Origin of the sequence: Bacillus cereus group sp. MYBK79-1 (assembly GCF_051915365.1) — a bacterium.
Classification (GTDB): domain Bacteria; phylum Bacillota; class Bacilli; order Bacillales; family Bacillaceae_G; genus Bacillus_A.
In genome coordinates, this window is record NZ_JBQAEO010000003.1 from 72,261 (window position 1) to 87,008 (window position 14,748).

Below are 14,748 nucleotides of genomic sequence, written 5' to 3' on the forward strand. Positions count from 1 at the left end.
TGAATAGTCATAGGAAAAGAATGATTAGACTCTTTTAGACAAAAGGTGGTTGTATACAAGTACGGGGAATGTTGGACTTAACCTCTAATTAACTGTATATTTACAAAAATCTAATAAAATTCATTTGTTATTTAAACGACATTAACATGTTTTAGATAAAATAGCCCTTGTAATGAATCAATTATTATGAGGAGGATTCACGTGGAAAGAACAGCTTTACGAAAAGTAAAAGGTCTTATTGGATTATTAATGGTTTTTGTATTAGCATTCGTATCATTTCCGTGGAGTACATCAGTCAAAGCGGAAGAGAAGAAGCAAGAAAAGGCACCAAGTGAAAAGAAGATCGTTTTTCCAGTTGTAAGTGATGTACATATTAAAAATAGTGGAACGGATGATACGTTTCGCTGGAAACGAGCGATTGAACAGCTCAATACGCTTGCACCAAAGCAAGATGCGTTTGTTATCGTAGGTGATTTCACAGATACAGGGTCACTGCAGCAATATGATCGTTTCATGCAAGTATACAATGAAAATGCAAATAAAGATGCAGTACGCATGAATTCTCTAGGAAACCATGATTATTGGAACGGTTTATCTGTAGAGGGAGCGCAGAAGCGTTTCTTAGAAAAAACAGGAATGGAATCGATTTATTATCATAAAGTGGTGAAAGGGTATCACTTTCTTGTTATGTCTCCAGAGAACGGGACAACTCATGGATATTATTCAGATAAGCAAATTAATTGGTTAAAAGAAGAGATGACGAAAGCACAAAAAGATGACCCAGAAAAACCGATTTTCGTATTTTTACATCAACACATTAAAGAGACAGTATACGGTAGTCATGAATGGGGAACACAAGATAGTGCAAAAATTAATGAGGTATTAAAACAGTACCCACAAGTTATTACGTTTTCTGGCCATTCACACTATCCGTTAGATGACCCAAGATCGATTCATCAAAAAGATTTTACATCAGTTGGTACATCTTCTGTAAGCTATATGGAAGTTGAAGGTGGTAAAGTACAAGGGAATATCCCACCAGGAGCAAGTACGTTAAGTCAAGGTTTATTAGTAGAAGTAGATGATAAAGAAGTAACGATTAATCGACGCGATTTCCATACAAATTCTTGGACAGGCGAACCGTGGAAAATTCAGTTGCCATCAAAGAAAGAAACATTTACACATGTAGAAGATCGTGATAAAGAAAAGCCTAACTTTGCAAAAGATGCGAAGTTATCAGTATCAAATGTAACAGAAAATGCAGCGACAGTAACATTCATGCAAGCATTGGACAATCTCCTTGTTCATTCTTATCGTGTACAAGCTAGAGATAAGCAAACGGGTGAAATAAAGAATAAATTGTTGGCATTCTCAGAGTTTTATCGTGACCCAGTGCCGAAAGAACTGACATTTACACTGGCAGGATTAGATGGTGGGAAAACATATACACTTGAAGTCGTTGCGATTGATTCATTTGGCAATGAAAGTGTACAGCCGTTAACAGCAGAAATCACTACGAAAAAAGATAATATTGATCCGAATGTAAAAGTACCAAAGGCAGACGTCTTTGATGTGAATTTTTTAGATGGTACATTTAAAGATAACTCATCGTTTGGAACGAAAGGCGATGTAAAAGGGAATGTATCTATTGCATACGATAAAGCTTTAAAAACAAGTGTAATGAAATTGAATGGACAAGCAAATACATTTGGATACCTTCCATTTTCAGCAGCACAAAAAGAGAAAGTAGCAAATACGTTTACGTTAGAAACTGTATTTTCAATGAATCAAATCCGTGGACAAGGTATTTTACAAAATACAGAGAGCGGCGGAATTGGTTTTGAGTCTACAGGAAGTGGATATGTTGAATTATGGGCTCATATTGGCGGTAGCTATAAGCGTGTTGGGGTTCAATTAGCAGCAAATAAAACGTACCATTTAACTGGAACGTATAATGGAAGTGAAGTAGCTATTTACGTAGATGGTAAAAAAGTAAATAGCCAACCAGCTACAGGGAAAGTATATCACCCGAACGTACCATTTGCACTTGGGGCAGATCCAGATAGCAACGGGAATGGCGGTATTCCGTTAAATGGACAAATTGCGCTTGCGAAATTATATAGTAAAGCGTTAAGTTCTTCAGAAGTGTTAGCAGCGTATAATGAGTTTTCTAACCGTACAAAGTTAGAAGAAGTAAACGCGTTATATGAAGAGCTTGGAAAAGTAAAAGAAGTGTTAGCTGGTACGTATGAGTTTGGTGACAAACCAGGTCAATATTCAAAAGCAGCATTTCAAGAACTAGAGAAAAGCTATAACACTGCAAAGCAAGCATTTGAAAATGTAGGAAGTACTGGAGAGCAAATCGTTCAAACGTATAACGAATTAAAAACAGCTAATGTAACATTTGTACAATCAAAAGTGGCAGAAGAACAACCGAAAACACCGAAAGAAAAATTACAAATCAATATTGAATCTGCAAAAGCAGTAGTGAAAAAAGCGCAAGCTGCAAATGTAACGGACGGTTCAGTGAAATCATTGAGTCAAAAAATTACAGTGGCAGAAGCTGTGTTAAAAGATGCGAAAGTAAAAGATGCACAAGTAGAAACGATGAATCGTACGGTAGAATATGCGATTTCACTCGTTGAAAAAAGCATAAACAAATAAGAGAGAAGAAAAAGAAGCTTATCATGATAGGCTTCTTTTTTGTTATACTAAAAGTAGCATAGAATGAAGGAGCGAATAATTTGGAAGAGAAAAAGCTAAAAAGAATTCTTGAATATGTATGGATCGCGGTTGTGCTCCTTGTAGGATATTATTTCTTAAAAGAAAAAAGTATATGGGTTCTATTTTTAATGACGTTTTTATTAGCGGGTTTAGGCACGTTATTTATTAATTTCTTCTTTGACAGCCTAAATGCATGGAAGAAGAAAAAGAAGGGAACGAAGTAAAGGAGGGACTATATGCAAAAGTGGAAGCTCATATATCAGGTGATCCTTTTCATCGTGCTTGTAGGTATTGGCGTTTTTAAATATTCTACACCAATAGGGAATTGGGCATCGTTTACAGCTTGCATCGGCATATTTTTCATTTTACAATCGTTAACGAGAAAATATAATAGTACAGAAAAATAGCTCGCCGTTTTACCGGCGAGCTATTTTGTTATGCTTTTTTCTGTCCATCATTTGTTTTTTCAGTAGCTAAATGACTATGCTTTCTAGAGTAGAAGAAATAGAAGCATAAGCCGACTATAAGCCAAGCTATAAAGCTAATCCATGTCGTTTTAGACAAATTAATCATTAAATATAAACAGCAAAGAATCGCGACAACTGGTAATACAGGTACGAAAGGTGTGCGGAATCCGCGTTTTAAGTCAGGATGTGTTTTTCGTAAAATAAGTACCGCACAACAAACGAATGTAAAGGCTGTTAACGTACCGATGTTCACTAAATTAGCTAATACGTGTAGATCTAAAAGTCCTGCTAATAAAGCGGCAACAACGCCAGTGATCCACGTGTTTAATAAAGGGATTTTTACTCTTTTATTTACACGTGCTAGCGCTTTTGGAAGTAGACCGTCGCGGCTCATCGCATAAGAAACGCGAACTTGTCCATACATAACGACTAGGAGAACGGTTGTCATTCCAGTCATCGCTCCAACAGCGAGTAGTCCAGCAATTGTATCTTCGCCAACGAAATGTAAGGCAAATGCAACTGGATCAGAAACGTCTAATTGTGTATACGGAACCATTCCTGTTAAAACGAAAGATACAATCATATATAAGACAGTACAAATAAGAAGGGAACCGATAATACCAATTGGCAAATCACGCTGTGGCTTTTTCGTTTCTTCCGCCGCGGTTGCAATTGCATCAAAGCCTAAAAAGGCGAAGAATACAGTGGCAGCCCCAGTAATGATACCGTCGTACCCGAAAGGAATGAACGGCGTCCAATTTTCAGGTTTTACATATTTTGCGCCTGCTACGATAAAGGCGATAATAACAGCTAACTTGATAAGAACCATAATATTATTAATGCGTGCGCTTTCGCGTATACCGAAACTTAATAGACCAGTAATGAGTAGTAAAATACAAACAGCTGGTAAATCGATAATGCCACCTTTTCCTACGCCAGGGGCCGAGGCGATTATGGCGGGCAGATGGATGTTAAATCCTTGTAGTAAAGATTGTAAATAACCAGACCAACCGACAGCTACTGCCGCGACTGCAAGTAAATATTCGAGCATTAAACACCAGCCGACGATGAAGGCGACGACTTCTCCGACTGTCATGTATGCGTAAGTATACACACTTCCTGAGACAGGAATAGAAGAAGCAAATTCGGCATAGCAAAAGGCTACACAAGCACAAGTAAATGCAGCAATAAGGAATGATAACATAATACCAGGACCAGAATGTTTCGCTGCGACAATACCTGTTAATACAAAGATCCCTGTGCCAATTACGGCGCCAATTCCTAAAAACGTTAAATCAAGTGCAGTTAATGTTCTATTTAACTGCCGTGGTGATTCAGTACTAAGCGCTTTTTTTCGTAATAATGACTTCACTTTGGACTCTCCCCCCGTTTTTTCATTTCCATAACTGCGAATATAGTAGGAGCCCACTAGAAAAGAGTATGTAAGTAAATGGAGGTACAGTTATGGTATATAGTTTTTAAAATTGCTGGATTAATCTTAATATAATTCAGAATATTTTGTCAAATAAAAATGCGACAAATAAAATGCGAATGAATAGGGGAAACTACTGGCAGGAATGGACGAGGGTTAACGACCCACTGATTAAAGTAAAGTAGGAGCAGATGCTATGTTATTTTATTTTGAACTTGTTGTCATTTTACTTTGTACGAAATTAGCTGGCGATATTAGTGTGAGACTCGGCCAGCCTTCTGTACTTGGTAAATTAATTGTTGGTATTATTATCGGTCCGGCTGTACTCGGTATTATTAATAGTTCTGAATTGATCGATGAACTAAGTGAGATTGGTGTTTTACTACTTATGTTTATGGCAGGGCTTGAAACAGATTTAGAAGAGTTAAATCGGAATTTGAAATCTGCATTCGCAGTAGCGATGGGAGGAATTATTTTCCCATTCCTTGGTGGATATTTAGCGGGACTTGCGTTTGGAATGTTACAGTCACATGCGATCTTTTTAGGGTTATTACTTTGTGCTACTTCGGTTAGTATTTCTGTTCAAACATTAAGAGATTTAGGGAAAATGAATACGAGAGAAAGTACGACGATTTTAGGTGCAGCTGTATTTGATGATGTAATTGTTGTTATTTTATTAGCATTTGTGATGAGCTTTTTAGGTACACAAGATGTAAATGTAACGCTTGTCATTGCAAAGAAAATTATCTTTTTTGTAAGTATCGTTTTCATTTCTTGGAAAGTTGTTCCATGGATTATGAAAATGCTCGTACCACTTCGCGTAACAGAAGCATTAATTAGTGCAGCTCTTATTATTTGTTTCTCTTTTTCGTATTACAGTGAAATGATGGGGATTGCAGGTATTATCGGAGCATTTGCAGCAGGAATTGCCATTTCGCAAACAGAGTATAAGCACGAGGTAGAACATAAAATTGAGCCAATTGCTTATGCGATATTTGTACCAGTGTTCTTCGTAAGTATCGGAATGGAAATTACATTTCAAGGTATCGGAAGCCAGATTTGGTTCATTATCATTATGACGCTTATTGCAATTTTTACAAAGTTAATCGGATCAGGTTTAGGTGCAAGACTAACAGGATTCAACCTTCAATCTTCTATTAGTATCGGTGCGGGGATGGTATCGCGCGGAGAAGTGGCACTTATCATCGCAGCGAATGGACTTGCGGCGAATTTATTAGCGAAAGAAAATTTCACAGCGGTTGTTATTGTTGTTATATTAACGACGATTATTACACCACCGCTTTTGAAGAAGTATTTTGTATAGAGAGTAAGAGCTTATCTCATGTAGGTAAGCTCTTTTTTTATTGTAAAAGCAATAGTCATTAGCTTGAATAGGTTGTAATTATGGTAAAATCTACGTATATGATAAGTCGAGGGGAGAAAATGTGTGAAGATTACGAAGGGGACGGTTATCGGTGTAATCATACTTATTGCACTATGCATACCATTTACCGCATGGAAAGAATCAAAAGTGAAAGATTTTCCAGTTTCTATTTTTTCTTCCTATGTAGAAGACGAAAACCCAAAAGACTATAAGTACACTGCTTTTGTATCTGACTTTGCAATTTGGCTAGGTGGTTGGGAAAAACAGCGGTCTGAAGGTGAAATAAAGTCATATAAAAAAGGGGATCGAACTGTAATTGTTCACCATCCACCTGGTAATGATGGTTTTTACCTATATGATACAAATGATAGTAGAGAATATACGCAACCGTAAGAAGTGGAGGTTAAATAGTGAAAGCTTCAACGTTACTATTTAAAATTGAAAGTAATATGGATCAATTTTCACCAGCTGAAAAGAAGGTTGCCATGTACATAATGGAGAATGCAGAGATTGTTCCGAACTTAACGACGAAAGAAGTGTCAACGAATGCGGGAGCAAGTGAAGCAAGTGTTGTTCGGTTTTGTAAATCGATTGGTATCGGAAGCTTTAAAGCATTTAAAATCGCGCTCGTTCGTGAATTAACGATTGCTGATTATAATATTAATGATTTTTCAGTGATGAATACGGAAGATGGACCGTACGATTTGTTTAATAAAGTTACGTATGTGAATAAAGCTGCCATTGAGGCGAGCGTTACGGCTATAGATAAGAAGGAGCTGGAGAAAGCAGCGGACCTTATTGTAGATGCGGATAAAATTATCTTTTACGGAGTCGGCGGATCAGCTACTCCGGCGATGGACGGGGCTTATAAATTTACAAGGCTCGGATTTACAGCGATGATGCTATCTGATTTTCATATGATGTTACCGCTTGTGACGAATTTAAAAGAAGGCGATATATTTGTTGCGATTTCAACATCTGGTCGTACGAAAGATGTACTTGAAATGGCGCAGTATGCGAAGAGACAAGGTGCAACAGTTATCGGAATTACGAAGCTCGATCAATCATCACCGTTATATAAAGCAGCGGATATTCGTCTTTGTATGCCAGATGTAGAGCAAGATCATCGTATTGCGAGTATTGCTTCGAGAATGACACAGCTGAATATGATTGATGCTTTATATGTGATTACTTTTAATCGTATTGGTAATAAAGTGTTGGATCAATTTATGGAGACGCGAGAAGAAGCAGTGCGGTTACGGAAGTTAAAGTAGAAGAAAAGATGAGGGGACTCATCTTTTTTATTATCTTTGACACAAATATGTCATTTTATGAAATTTTATTTCATAAAATAAGAAAGTAATATTGATTTTTAATTTCTTAAAGTTATAATAAAAGTGTGAAATATAATTTCAAAGAGGGTGGCAATATGTTAGAAAATTTATCGACAGAACACCGTAATGAGAAAACGACGAATCTAGATGAGATGAGTATAAAAGAAGTGTTACAGAGTATGAATGAAGAAGATCGAACAGTTGCGTTAGTAGTTGAAAAAGAGATAGAACAAATTGAAAAGGTTGTACAGACTGTTATTAAATCTTTTGAAGCAGAGGGCCGATTAATTTATATTGGGGCTGGTACGAGTGGTCGTTTAGGTATTTTAGACGCAGTGGAATGCCCGCCGACATTTGGCACAGACGATAAAATGGTGCAAGGATTTATAGCAGGCGGATTGAAAGCGTTTACTAAGGCGGTGGAAGGTGCCGAAGATCGCGAAGAGTTAGCAGAAGAAGATTTGAAAAGTATTGGATTAAACGAGAAAGATACAGTGATTGGTATTGCCGCAAGTGGTAGAACCCCTTACGTAATTGGCGGTTTGAAGTACGCGGCTAGCGTGGGAGCAAGTACAGCTAGTATCTCCTGTAATAAAAATGCTGAAATAAGTAAATATGCAAAACTAAACGTGGAAGTAGAAACAGGCGCAGAAATTTTAACAGGCTCAACGCGTTTGAAAGCTGGTACAGCGCAAAAATTAGTACTTAATATGATTTCAACAGCTTCTATGATTGGTGTTGGGAAAGTATATAAAAACTTAATGGTAGATGTTCAATCTACAAATGAAAAGTTAGTAGAACGATCAAAACGAATTATTGTGGAAGCAACAGGGGTTAGTTATGAAGTAGCGGCAGAGTATTATGAAAAGGCAGAACGTAATGTGAAAGCTGCGATTGTTATGGTGTTATTGCAGTGTGAGTATGGGGAAGCACTGGAGAAATTAAAAGAAGCGAAAGGGTTTGTGAAGAAGGCACTATAAAATAATAGGGAGGGGAATTCTATTATGAAGAAAGAAGAGAGAATGGCCAAAGAAATTTCAGAGCAACTTGGGGGAATAAAAAATATTCGTGGCATTGCTCATTGTATGACGAGACTGAGGTTAACGCTTCATGATGAAAGTAAAGTGAATATGGATCTTTTGAAAAAGGTTGAAGGCGTTATGTGCGTCATTGAAGATGAAACACTTCAAGTTGTTGTTGGTCCAGGAACGGTAAATAAAGTAGCAGCCGAAATGGAAGTTTTAACAGGATTAAGAATTGGTGAGGTTGCAGATCATCATCTTGAAGATATTGGTCAAGAGATTAAATCAGAGATGAAGAAGAAAAATAATACACCAGTGAAAAACTTTTTACGAAAAATAGGAAGTATTTTCATTCCGTTAATTCCGGGTCTTGTTGCGTCAGGAATTATAAATGGGGTCGCTAACTTTGCGAAAAACGCAGGTGCTGATCCGAATGCAACATGGCTACAAATGTTACTACTTATTGGCGGCGGTATCTTTACATTTTTAGGGGTTTTAGTCGGTTGGAATACAGCGAAAGAATTTGGCGGGACACCAGTTCTTGGAGCGATTGCGGGTATTTTAATTTTCAATCCAGCGATGGCAAATGTGAAATTATTTGGTGAAGCAATGGTACCCGGGCGGGGCGGATTGTTTGCAGTTATTTTTGCAGCGTGGCTTATGGTTGTAGTGGAAAGACAAGTTCGAAAAGCAGTACCAAATGCAGTTGATATTATAGTAACGCCGCTTATTACTGTATTAGTTGTAAGCATCGTAACGATGTTAGCGATTCAGCCGGTAGCAGGCTTTTTATCTGATGGTATTACGAGTGGAATTAATGGTATTTTAAATATTGGCGGAGCGTTTGCTGGAGCAGTGCTTGCAGGAACATTTTTACCTCTCGTTATGGTCGGATTACATCACGGTTTAACACCGATTCATATGGAATTTATTAATCAAACGCACGTAACGCCTTTATTACCAGTACTAGCAATGGCAGGTGCTGGGCAAGTAGGAGCAGCAATTGCGATTTATGTAAAAACAAAAAATAAACGACTTCGTAACGTAATAAAAGGTGGATTACCAGTTGGATTTTTAGGGATTGGTGAACCGTTATTATATGGGGTTACATTACCACTTGGGAAACCGTTTATTACCGCTTGTTTAGGTGCAGCAGTTGGCGGTGCATTCCAAGCAGTTATGAAAACAGCTTCACTCGGAATTGGCGTATCAGGATTATCATTAATTCCATTAATTGCTGATAATAAATATTTATTATATTTCCTTGGATTAGTAGTGGCATATACGTTCGGATTTATCTTTACGTACTTCTTCGGATTCAAAGAAGAAATGGCAGAAAACATATAGAGAAAGGGATTCCTTTCTCTTTTTCTATTCATAGAAAGGGAGATTCATATGATAGGAGTTTCAATTTACCTTGCAAAAGAACGAGTAAAGAAGCAAGAAGAGTGGCTAAAAGTAGCGAAGGAAAACGGGTTTTCATCTATTTTTACATCATTGCACATTCCAGAAGATGATCCAAATACGTATAAAGAGTTAATTCAAATACTTGGGAAGCAAGCTCTCAAAAATGAAATGGAATTAATGGTTGATGTTTCTCCAAAGTCGTTACACCATTTAGGTATGACGTACGAAAATGTGGAAGAGCTAGTAAACTGGGGCATTACAGGTTTACGAATGGACTACGGCATCACGCCGAAAGAAATCGCACGCGTATCTCATAAAATGAAAGTAGCTTTAAATGCGAGTACGATTACAGATTCATTTTGGAAAGAGTTAATCACTGAAAAGATACAGGTAGAGAATGTTGAAGCGTGGCATAATTTTTACCCGCGTCCAGAAACAGGACTAGCGAAGTCCTTTTTACAAAAACAAAACGAATACTTACATGAGTGCGGAATAAAAACGATGGCATTTATTCCGGGGGATGGTGAAAAACGAGGTCCGTTATATGAAGGGTTACCAACGTTAGAAAAGCACCGCAATATGCGCCCGCTTGAAGCGTACTTAGAACTTGTACAACATTGTGGTGTCGATAAGGTGTTAATCGGGGATATAAGCGGAAGTGTAGAAAGTGTACAAGAGATAGCGAGTGCAAGTAGAGGGATTATCCCGCTGCGATACGAGCCATTGATAGAGAAAAGTGAAGTGTTAAAAATGGTAGAACAAGTGCATACAAATAGACTAGATCCAGCTCGTGATGTCATTCGTTCTGTAGAATCACGAGAAGGAAATAAAGTCGTGTTACAGCCGGTGCATACCATTGTAAGAAAGAAAGGCAGCATTACAATGGATAATGAATTGTACGGTAGATATGCTGGAGAGATGCAAGTTGCCAAACATGATTTGCCTCAAGATGAGAAAGTGAATGTTGTTGGCATGGTTGTAGAAGAGGACTTATCTTTATTGCTTTATGTTGGAGCTGGAAAAATGTTTCAACTTTTTTGTGCGATAGAATAAAAGCTTGAATTAGCGCTATTTTGTAAGAAAACATTATCCGTAAAAGGGATAATGTTTTTTGTTTTCTTAAAAAAAGTATTTGACGAATGAAATGAAATACCGTATTGTTTTGACTTGCAAATAAAAGTTCACCATAACAAAACAAAAAGGAGAGTTCAAAATGAACCAATATATTGGGAATTTAATGATTCGCATCGTGTTAGGAGTGACATTCTTTGCGCACGGTTTAGCGAAGTTTCAATCAGGTATCGATAACGTAGCAGGATGGTTTACAAGCATTGGCTTACCAGGCGGTCTTGCGTATGGCGTGGCAACAGTTGAATTAGTTGGTGGTATATTATTAATTATCGGTTTAGGCGTAAAATATGTAGGGTTGTTATTCGCTCTTATTTTAGCTGGAGCTATCGTAAAGGTAAATGGAGCAGCAGGTTTATTAGGAGATGGAAAGAATCCAGGATATGAATTAGATCTTGCGTTATTAGCAATGGGTGCGTATTTATTCGTTGTAAAAGCAGAAGGATATGTAGATCGTTTCGTAAAAGAGAAAGTAATGAAAACGAAGTAAAACTTATTTATAAATTGTTGACTTGAATCATAATTGTAACTATAATGATTACAACTTGTAGGTTAAGAATAAAACAATTTAAATATTTTTTTACACAAGATGTAACTTTGTTGGTTACGTCTTGTGTAAAAAATAAATAAAATAGGAGGAAATAACATGCTTAAATCAAATTTAGAAATGATTCGAAGTACATATGAAGGATCAGCCTCTTCGAATGCAAAACATTTAGCAGAAGCCCTCTCTGAAAAAGTAGAATGGACAGAGGCAGAAGGATTCCCGTACGGCGGAACATATATAGGTGTAGAAGCAATAATGGAAAATGTATTTAGCCGATTAGGATCAGAATGGGATGATTATAAAGCGAGCGTAAATACGTACCATGAAGTAAACGGAAAAAATGTAATTATTGCTGAAGGTATGTATTCTGGAGTTTATAAAGAAACAGGAAAATCATTTGAAGCAGAATTCGTTCATGTATGGCAGCTTGAGAACGGAAAAATCATGAAGTTTAAGCAATATGTAGATAGTCATATTGTTAGGGAAGCGATGAAGAGCTAATGCTTTTTAAATGGATCGTAAGTATATGTATTACAATTATGGTAATTATCTCGTCTATAGTTGGCGGAAAGAAATTGCTGGCATATGTAGAAAGAGAAAATAAAAATATTCAAACCCAGCGAGTAGCAAACGAAAAAGAGAAGAAAGTTGCAGAAGAAGCTCCACAAGTTAGCGAAGGTGAAATTATCTCTACTATGCACAAAATGGTACACCAAAAGGTAAAATCCTCTGAGAAATGGGGGTTTGTAGAAATGACAACAAAAGAAATTTATAACGTAAAGAAAGGTATTGAAGATAGTGTAGGTTTTCAATATAAAACGAAGCTACTTTCTATTATAAATAGATGGGAAAAAGGAGATTTTTCTCAAACTGTTGAGGAGCATAACTTTTTATGGAGTCTTCAAGGTGGAGATACTGGCAAGGCAACTGAACGTTTATCGTCAGAAGAGGAAAAGCAGTATATAAAAGAAATGAAGAGTAAATAAAAAACATCGCCACTCGGATGACGATGTTTTTTAATTAAGAATGCTTTCGCATTAAAGCTCTAGTTGGCTGAACAGTAACCGTTTTGAAATGAGAAAATAAATAACATCCTGTTACAACAATCATTGTCCCGAAAATTTGTATCCACGTTAGTTCTTCACCGAGGAAAAGGAATGCTAAAATAGCTGTGAAAATCGGATTGAAGTTTAGAAAAATTCCGGATGTAGTCGCTCCTAATTTTTGTACGCCGATATTCCAAAACACCATACATAAAACGGTAGAAATAAGCCCTGTATATAAAAGTGATGTGATGAAAGAAGTATTTATATTTGTAACAGTGAAGCTCCCTATGTTAAATGGTAGTAATAAAATAACGCCGAAAATACCAGAGTAAAGTGTCGCCATGAGCGGTGTAGTTGTTTTTGTTGCCCATTTACTACAAACAGAATACATGCCCCAAATACAAACAGCCGCAATCATCCATAAATCGCCGCTATTAAAATGTAGTGAAAATAAAAGGGCAAAGTTACCTTTTAATAGGACAAGAATAACCCCAAAGAATGAAAGAATCATGGATAGAATTTGAAGTGTATTTACTTTTTCTTTTAGAAATAATACTGAAAATAGTGCAATTGAAATCGCATTTAATGTAGAAATAAGTCCTACATTCGTTGCGGATGTTTTTTCTAGAGCTAAAAATTGAAAGATGTTAAATAGAGCGACTCCTGAAATCCCCATTAGTATTAACGGAAGTATTGCAGCACGAGGCGGAATGATTTTCTTTTCTTTAAACCATACGATCGGTAATAAACAAACAATCGCAATGATCCATCTTAAACTTGTAAGTGTCATCGGAGACGCATGATTAACGAGCGATTTTCCGACGACGAAATTTCCTCCCCATAATAAGCTCGTTAATAATAGTAAAAAGACATAAAAATAAGGCATATTAAAATCCCCTTTGTTGTAATCAATGTGAATTGTAAATAATTTTAGCATTTTTCTTTATTATGTAATATATTCTTTTGTATAATGGGGAAAAGTCGATAAGATATTTTGTTTTTAATGTTATTTACGGAAAGATATTCAGTTTTATGTAGATTATAAAGTGTTTTTTCGAATAATCATCGGTAATAAAAAGGGGGAGTTTTGGTGGAGTCATCTGTTATTAAAGTGTTAGATGATTTAGATGTACAAATTTTAGATATATTGCAGAAGGAGTCACATGTAAGTAATGCAGAGCTTGCGCGCCGCGTTAATTTATCACCGGCTGCGATGCATGCAAGAATAAAAAGATTAGATGGGGAAGGTTTCATTGATAAGCAAGTCGCCATTTTAAATCAAGAAAAGCTTGGTTTTGATTTGTTATGTTTCATTTTTATGAGTACGAATATTCATCAATCAGATAAGCTTGAAGTGTTGGAAAAAGAGTTAGAAGCGATGCCTGAAGTGTTAGAGTGTCACTGTTTAACAGGAGAGTATGATTATTTATTAAAGGTTGCAAATCGTGATCGTAAAGAGCTGGAGCAGTTTATTAGAAAGCTGAATAAGCTTGGTATTACAAGGATACAGACGAGTTTAGCACTTCGTGAAATTAAATATTCGACCGTATTACCGATACGAAATGAGGAACCGAGCATCGATTAGATTGCTTGGTTTTTTGTTTGTATAAAGTGATTGACGAGGAGATAGGAGAGATGTATTATTATATAAAATTGTGTATTAAAATTCATTTAAGTTTATAAATATTAATATCGGGGGCAAGGGGATAGAATATGAAAATCTTTAATGCAGTTACGAGTGATGTGAAAGAAATTTATAGTCTCATTGAAACTTACGCAAAAGAGGGAGTTGTTTTACCGCGTTCTTTGTTGTCTCTCTATCAATATTTGCAATGTTTATATGTGATGAAAGCAGACGGGGAAATTGTTGGAGTTGCTGGATTACATGTATTAGGGGAAGACCTTGCAGAAGTACGGTCTTTGGTCGTTTCGCATACATATGCAGGAAAAGGAATCGGGCGTATGTTAGTGAACCATGTAATAAATGAGGCAGCGAAAATAAAAGTGAGTAGAGTCATTTCTTTAACGTATGAAACGGAATTTTTTCAAAAATGCGGGTTTGATTTTGTGAATAGAGATGCGCTACCAGAGAAAGTATGGATTGATTGTATGCATTGTCCAAAGGTTGATTATTGTGATGAGGTGGCGATGATTCGGTATGTTGGGTGAAACAAATATAAAAAAGAGCAGCTAGCAAACGCTAACTGCTCTATTAAAGGGATCTCTCCAAGGGGGAGTGGAGAAAATATTATGTTAC

The 14,748-nt window shown here is 36.7% G+C and carries 16 protein-coding genes; 14 read left to right on the forward strand and 2 right to left on the reverse strand.

Annotated features, from left to right (window positions below; genetic code table 11):
- The first annotated feature begins 201 nt into the window (after positions 1 to 201).
- From ACTFOB_RS07260 to ACTFOB_RS07270, 3 genes are all read left to right on the forward strand, one after another.
- Positions 202 to 2,664 carry a LamG-like jellyroll fold domain-containing protein gene (locus ACTFOB_RS07260; protein WP_440028429.1) on the forward strand — a complete coding sequence of 821 codons (2,463 nt, stop codon included), beginning with the start codon at positions 202 to 204 and terminating at the stop codon, positions 2,662 to 2,664.
- An 80-nt stretch (positions 2,665 to 2,744) separates the two neighbouring features.
- Positions 2,745 to 2,948: a hypothetical protein gene (locus ACTFOB_RS07265; RefSeq protein WP_000391504.1), complete on the forward strand. Its 204-nt coding sequence runs from the start codon at positions 2,745 to 2,747 to the stop codon at positions 2,946 to 2,948.
- A gap of 12 nt (positions 2,949 to 2,960) precedes the next feature.
- Positions 2,961 to 3,131 carry a hypothetical protein gene (locus ACTFOB_RS07270; RefSeq protein WP_440028433.1) on the forward strand — a complete coding sequence of 57 codons (171 nt, stop codon included), beginning with the start codon at positions 2,961 to 2,963 and terminating at the stop codon, positions 3,129 to 3,131.
- Positions 3,132 to 3,159: 28 nt separating this feature from the next.
- Here the strand turns inward: ACTFOB_RS07270 and ACTFOB_RS07275 are convergent, their stop codons facing one another.
- Entirely contained in the window at positions 3,160 to 4,563 is a 1,404-nt protein-coding gene (locus ACTFOB_RS07275; protein WP_440028436.1) for an amino acid permease, read from the reverse strand.
- Positions 4,564 to 4,819: 256 nt separating this feature from the next.
- Here ACTFOB_RS07275 and ACTFOB_RS07280 point away from each other — a divergent pair, with 256 nt between their 5' ends.
- The 9 genes from ACTFOB_RS07280 to ACTFOB_RS07320 all read left to right on the forward strand — a co-directional run bounded on the left by ACTFOB_RS07280 (position 4,820) and on the right by ACTFOB_RS07320 (position 12,431).
- Positions 4,820 to 5,947, forward strand: coding sequence for a cation:proton antiporter (locus tag ACTFOB_RS07280; protein ID WP_151631555.1), 1,128 nt, complete (start codon positions 4,820 to 4,822; stop codon positions 5,945 to 5,947).
- A gap of 123 nt (positions 5,948 to 6,070) precedes the next feature.
- Positions 6,071 to 6,400: an outer surface protein gene (locus ACTFOB_RS07285; protein WP_440028440.1), complete on the forward strand. Its 330-nt coding sequence runs from the start codon at positions 6,071 to 6,073 to the stop codon at positions 6,398 to 6,400.
- Between the two features lie 17 nt (positions 6,401 to 6,417).
- The gene (locus ACTFOB_RS07290; RefSeq protein WP_440028443.1) at positions 6,418 to 7,281 is read left to right on the forward strand and encodes a MurR/RpiR family transcriptional regulator; all 864 of its coding nucleotides are present in this window, start codon (positions 6,418 to 6,420) and stop codon (positions 7,279 to 7,281) included.
- Between the two features lie 155 nt (positions 7,282 to 7,436).
- Positions 7,437 to 8,321 carry an N-acetylmuramic acid 6-phosphate etherase gene (gene murQ, locus ACTFOB_RS07295; protein WP_440028446.1) on the forward strand — a complete coding sequence of 295 codons (885 nt, stop codon included), beginning with the start codon at positions 7,437 to 7,439 and terminating at the stop codon, positions 8,319 to 8,321.
- Positions 8,322 to 8,345: 24 nt separating this feature from the next.
- A complete protein-coding gene (locus ACTFOB_RS07300; RefSeq protein WP_440028448.1) occupies positions 8,346 to 9,710 on the forward strand; it encodes a PTS transporter subunit EIIC in 1,365 nt (454 codons plus the stop codon).
- Between the two features lie 48 nt (positions 9,711 to 9,758).
- The gene (locus ACTFOB_RS07305) at positions 9,759 to 10,823 is read left to right on the forward strand and encodes a DUF871 domain-containing protein (protein WP_440028450.1); all 1,065 of its coding nucleotides are present in this window, start codon (positions 9,759 to 9,761) and stop codon (positions 10,821 to 10,823) included.
- 160 nt (positions 10,824 to 10,983) lie between these two features.
- Entirely contained in the window at positions 10,984 to 11,388 is a 405-nt protein-coding gene (locus ACTFOB_RS07310; protein ID WP_440028453.1) for a DoxX family protein, read from the forward strand.
- A 156-nt stretch (positions 11,389 to 11,544) separates the two neighbouring features.
- The gene (locus ACTFOB_RS07315) at positions 11,545 to 11,946 is read left to right on the forward strand and encodes a nuclear transport factor 2 family protein (protein ID WP_440028456.1); all 402 of its coding nucleotides are present in this window, start codon (positions 11,545 to 11,547) and stop codon (positions 11,944 to 11,946) included.
- A complete protein-coding gene (locus ACTFOB_RS07320) occupies positions 11,946 to 12,431 on the forward strand; it encodes a PRK06770 family protein (RefSeq protein WP_440028459.1) in 486 nt (161 codons plus the stop codon). The genes ACTFOB_RS07315 and ACTFOB_RS07320 overlap by 1 nt, the downstream gene beginning before the upstream one ends.
- 34 nt (positions 12,432 to 12,465) lie before the next feature.
- Here ACTFOB_RS07320 and ACTFOB_RS07325 read toward each other — a convergent pair whose 3' ends face one another.
- On the reverse strand, positions 12,466 to 13,377 hold the full coding sequence (locus tag ACTFOB_RS07325) for a DMT family transporter (RefSeq protein WP_440028462.1): 912 nt from the start codon (positions 13,375 to 13,377) through the stop codon (positions 12,466 to 12,468).
- 204 nt (positions 13,378 to 13,581) lie between these two features.
- Here ACTFOB_RS07325 and ACTFOB_RS07330 point away from each other — a divergent pair, with 204 nt between their 5' ends.
- Both ACTFOB_RS07330 and ACTFOB_RS07335 read left to right on the forward strand, forming a co-directional pair.
- On the forward strand, positions 13,582 to 14,076 hold the full coding sequence (locus ACTFOB_RS07330; RefSeq protein ID WP_144613081.1) for an Lrp/AsnC family transcriptional regulator: 495 nt from the start codon (positions 13,582 to 13,584) through the stop codon (positions 14,074 to 14,076).
- Positions 14,077 to 14,204: 128 nt separating this feature from the next.
- Complete coding sequence (locus tag ACTFOB_RS07335) at positions 14,205 to 14,660, forward strand: N-acetyltransferase (RefSeq protein ID WP_440028466.1); 456 nt, start codon at positions 14,205 to 14,207, stop codon at positions 14,658 to 14,660.
- Positions 14,661 to 14,748: the final 88 nt, after the last annotated feature.

Bases quoted from the DNA above. Each gene is read 5' to 3' on its own strand.
- ACTFOB_RS07300 (WP_440028448.1), top strand. From the start codon at position 8,346: ATGAAGAAAGAAGAGAGAATGGCCAAAGAAATTTCAGAGCAACTTGGG.
- ACTFOB_RS07315 (WP_440028456.1), top strand. From the start codon at position 11,545: ATGCTTAAATCAAATTTAGAAATGATTCGAAGTACATATGAAGGATCA.
- ACTFOB_RS07310 (WP_440028453.1), top strand. From the start codon at position 10,984: ATGAACCAATATATTGGGAATTTAATGATTCGCATCGTGTTAGGAGTG.
- ACTFOB_RS07325 (WP_440028462.1), bottom strand. From the start codon at position 13,377: ATGCCTTATTTTTATGTCTTTTTACTATTATTAACGAGCTTATTATGG.
- ACTFOB_RS07320 (WP_440028459.1), top strand. From the start codon at position 11,946: ATGCTTTTTAAATGGATCGTAAGTATATGTATTACAATTATGGTAATT.
- ACTFOB_RS07280 (WP_151631555.1), top strand. From the start codon at position 4,820: ATGTTATTTTATTTTGAACTTGTTGTCATTTTACTTTGTACGAAATTA.
- murQ (WP_440028446.1), top strand. From the start codon at position 7,437: ATGTTAGAAAATTTATCGACAGAACACCGTAATGAGAAAACGACGAAT.
- ACTFOB_RS07305 (WP_440028450.1), top strand. From the start codon at position 9,759: ATGATAGGAGTTTCAATTTACCTTGCAAAAGAACGAGTAAAGAAGCAA.
- ACTFOB_RS07270 (WP_440028433.1), top strand. From the start codon at position 2,961: ATGCAAAAGTGGAAGCTCATATATCAGGTGATCCTTTTCATCGTGCTT.
- ACTFOB_RS07335 (WP_440028466.1), top strand. From the start codon at position 14,205: ATGAAAATCTTTAATGCAGTTACGAGTGATGTGAAAGAAATTTATAGT.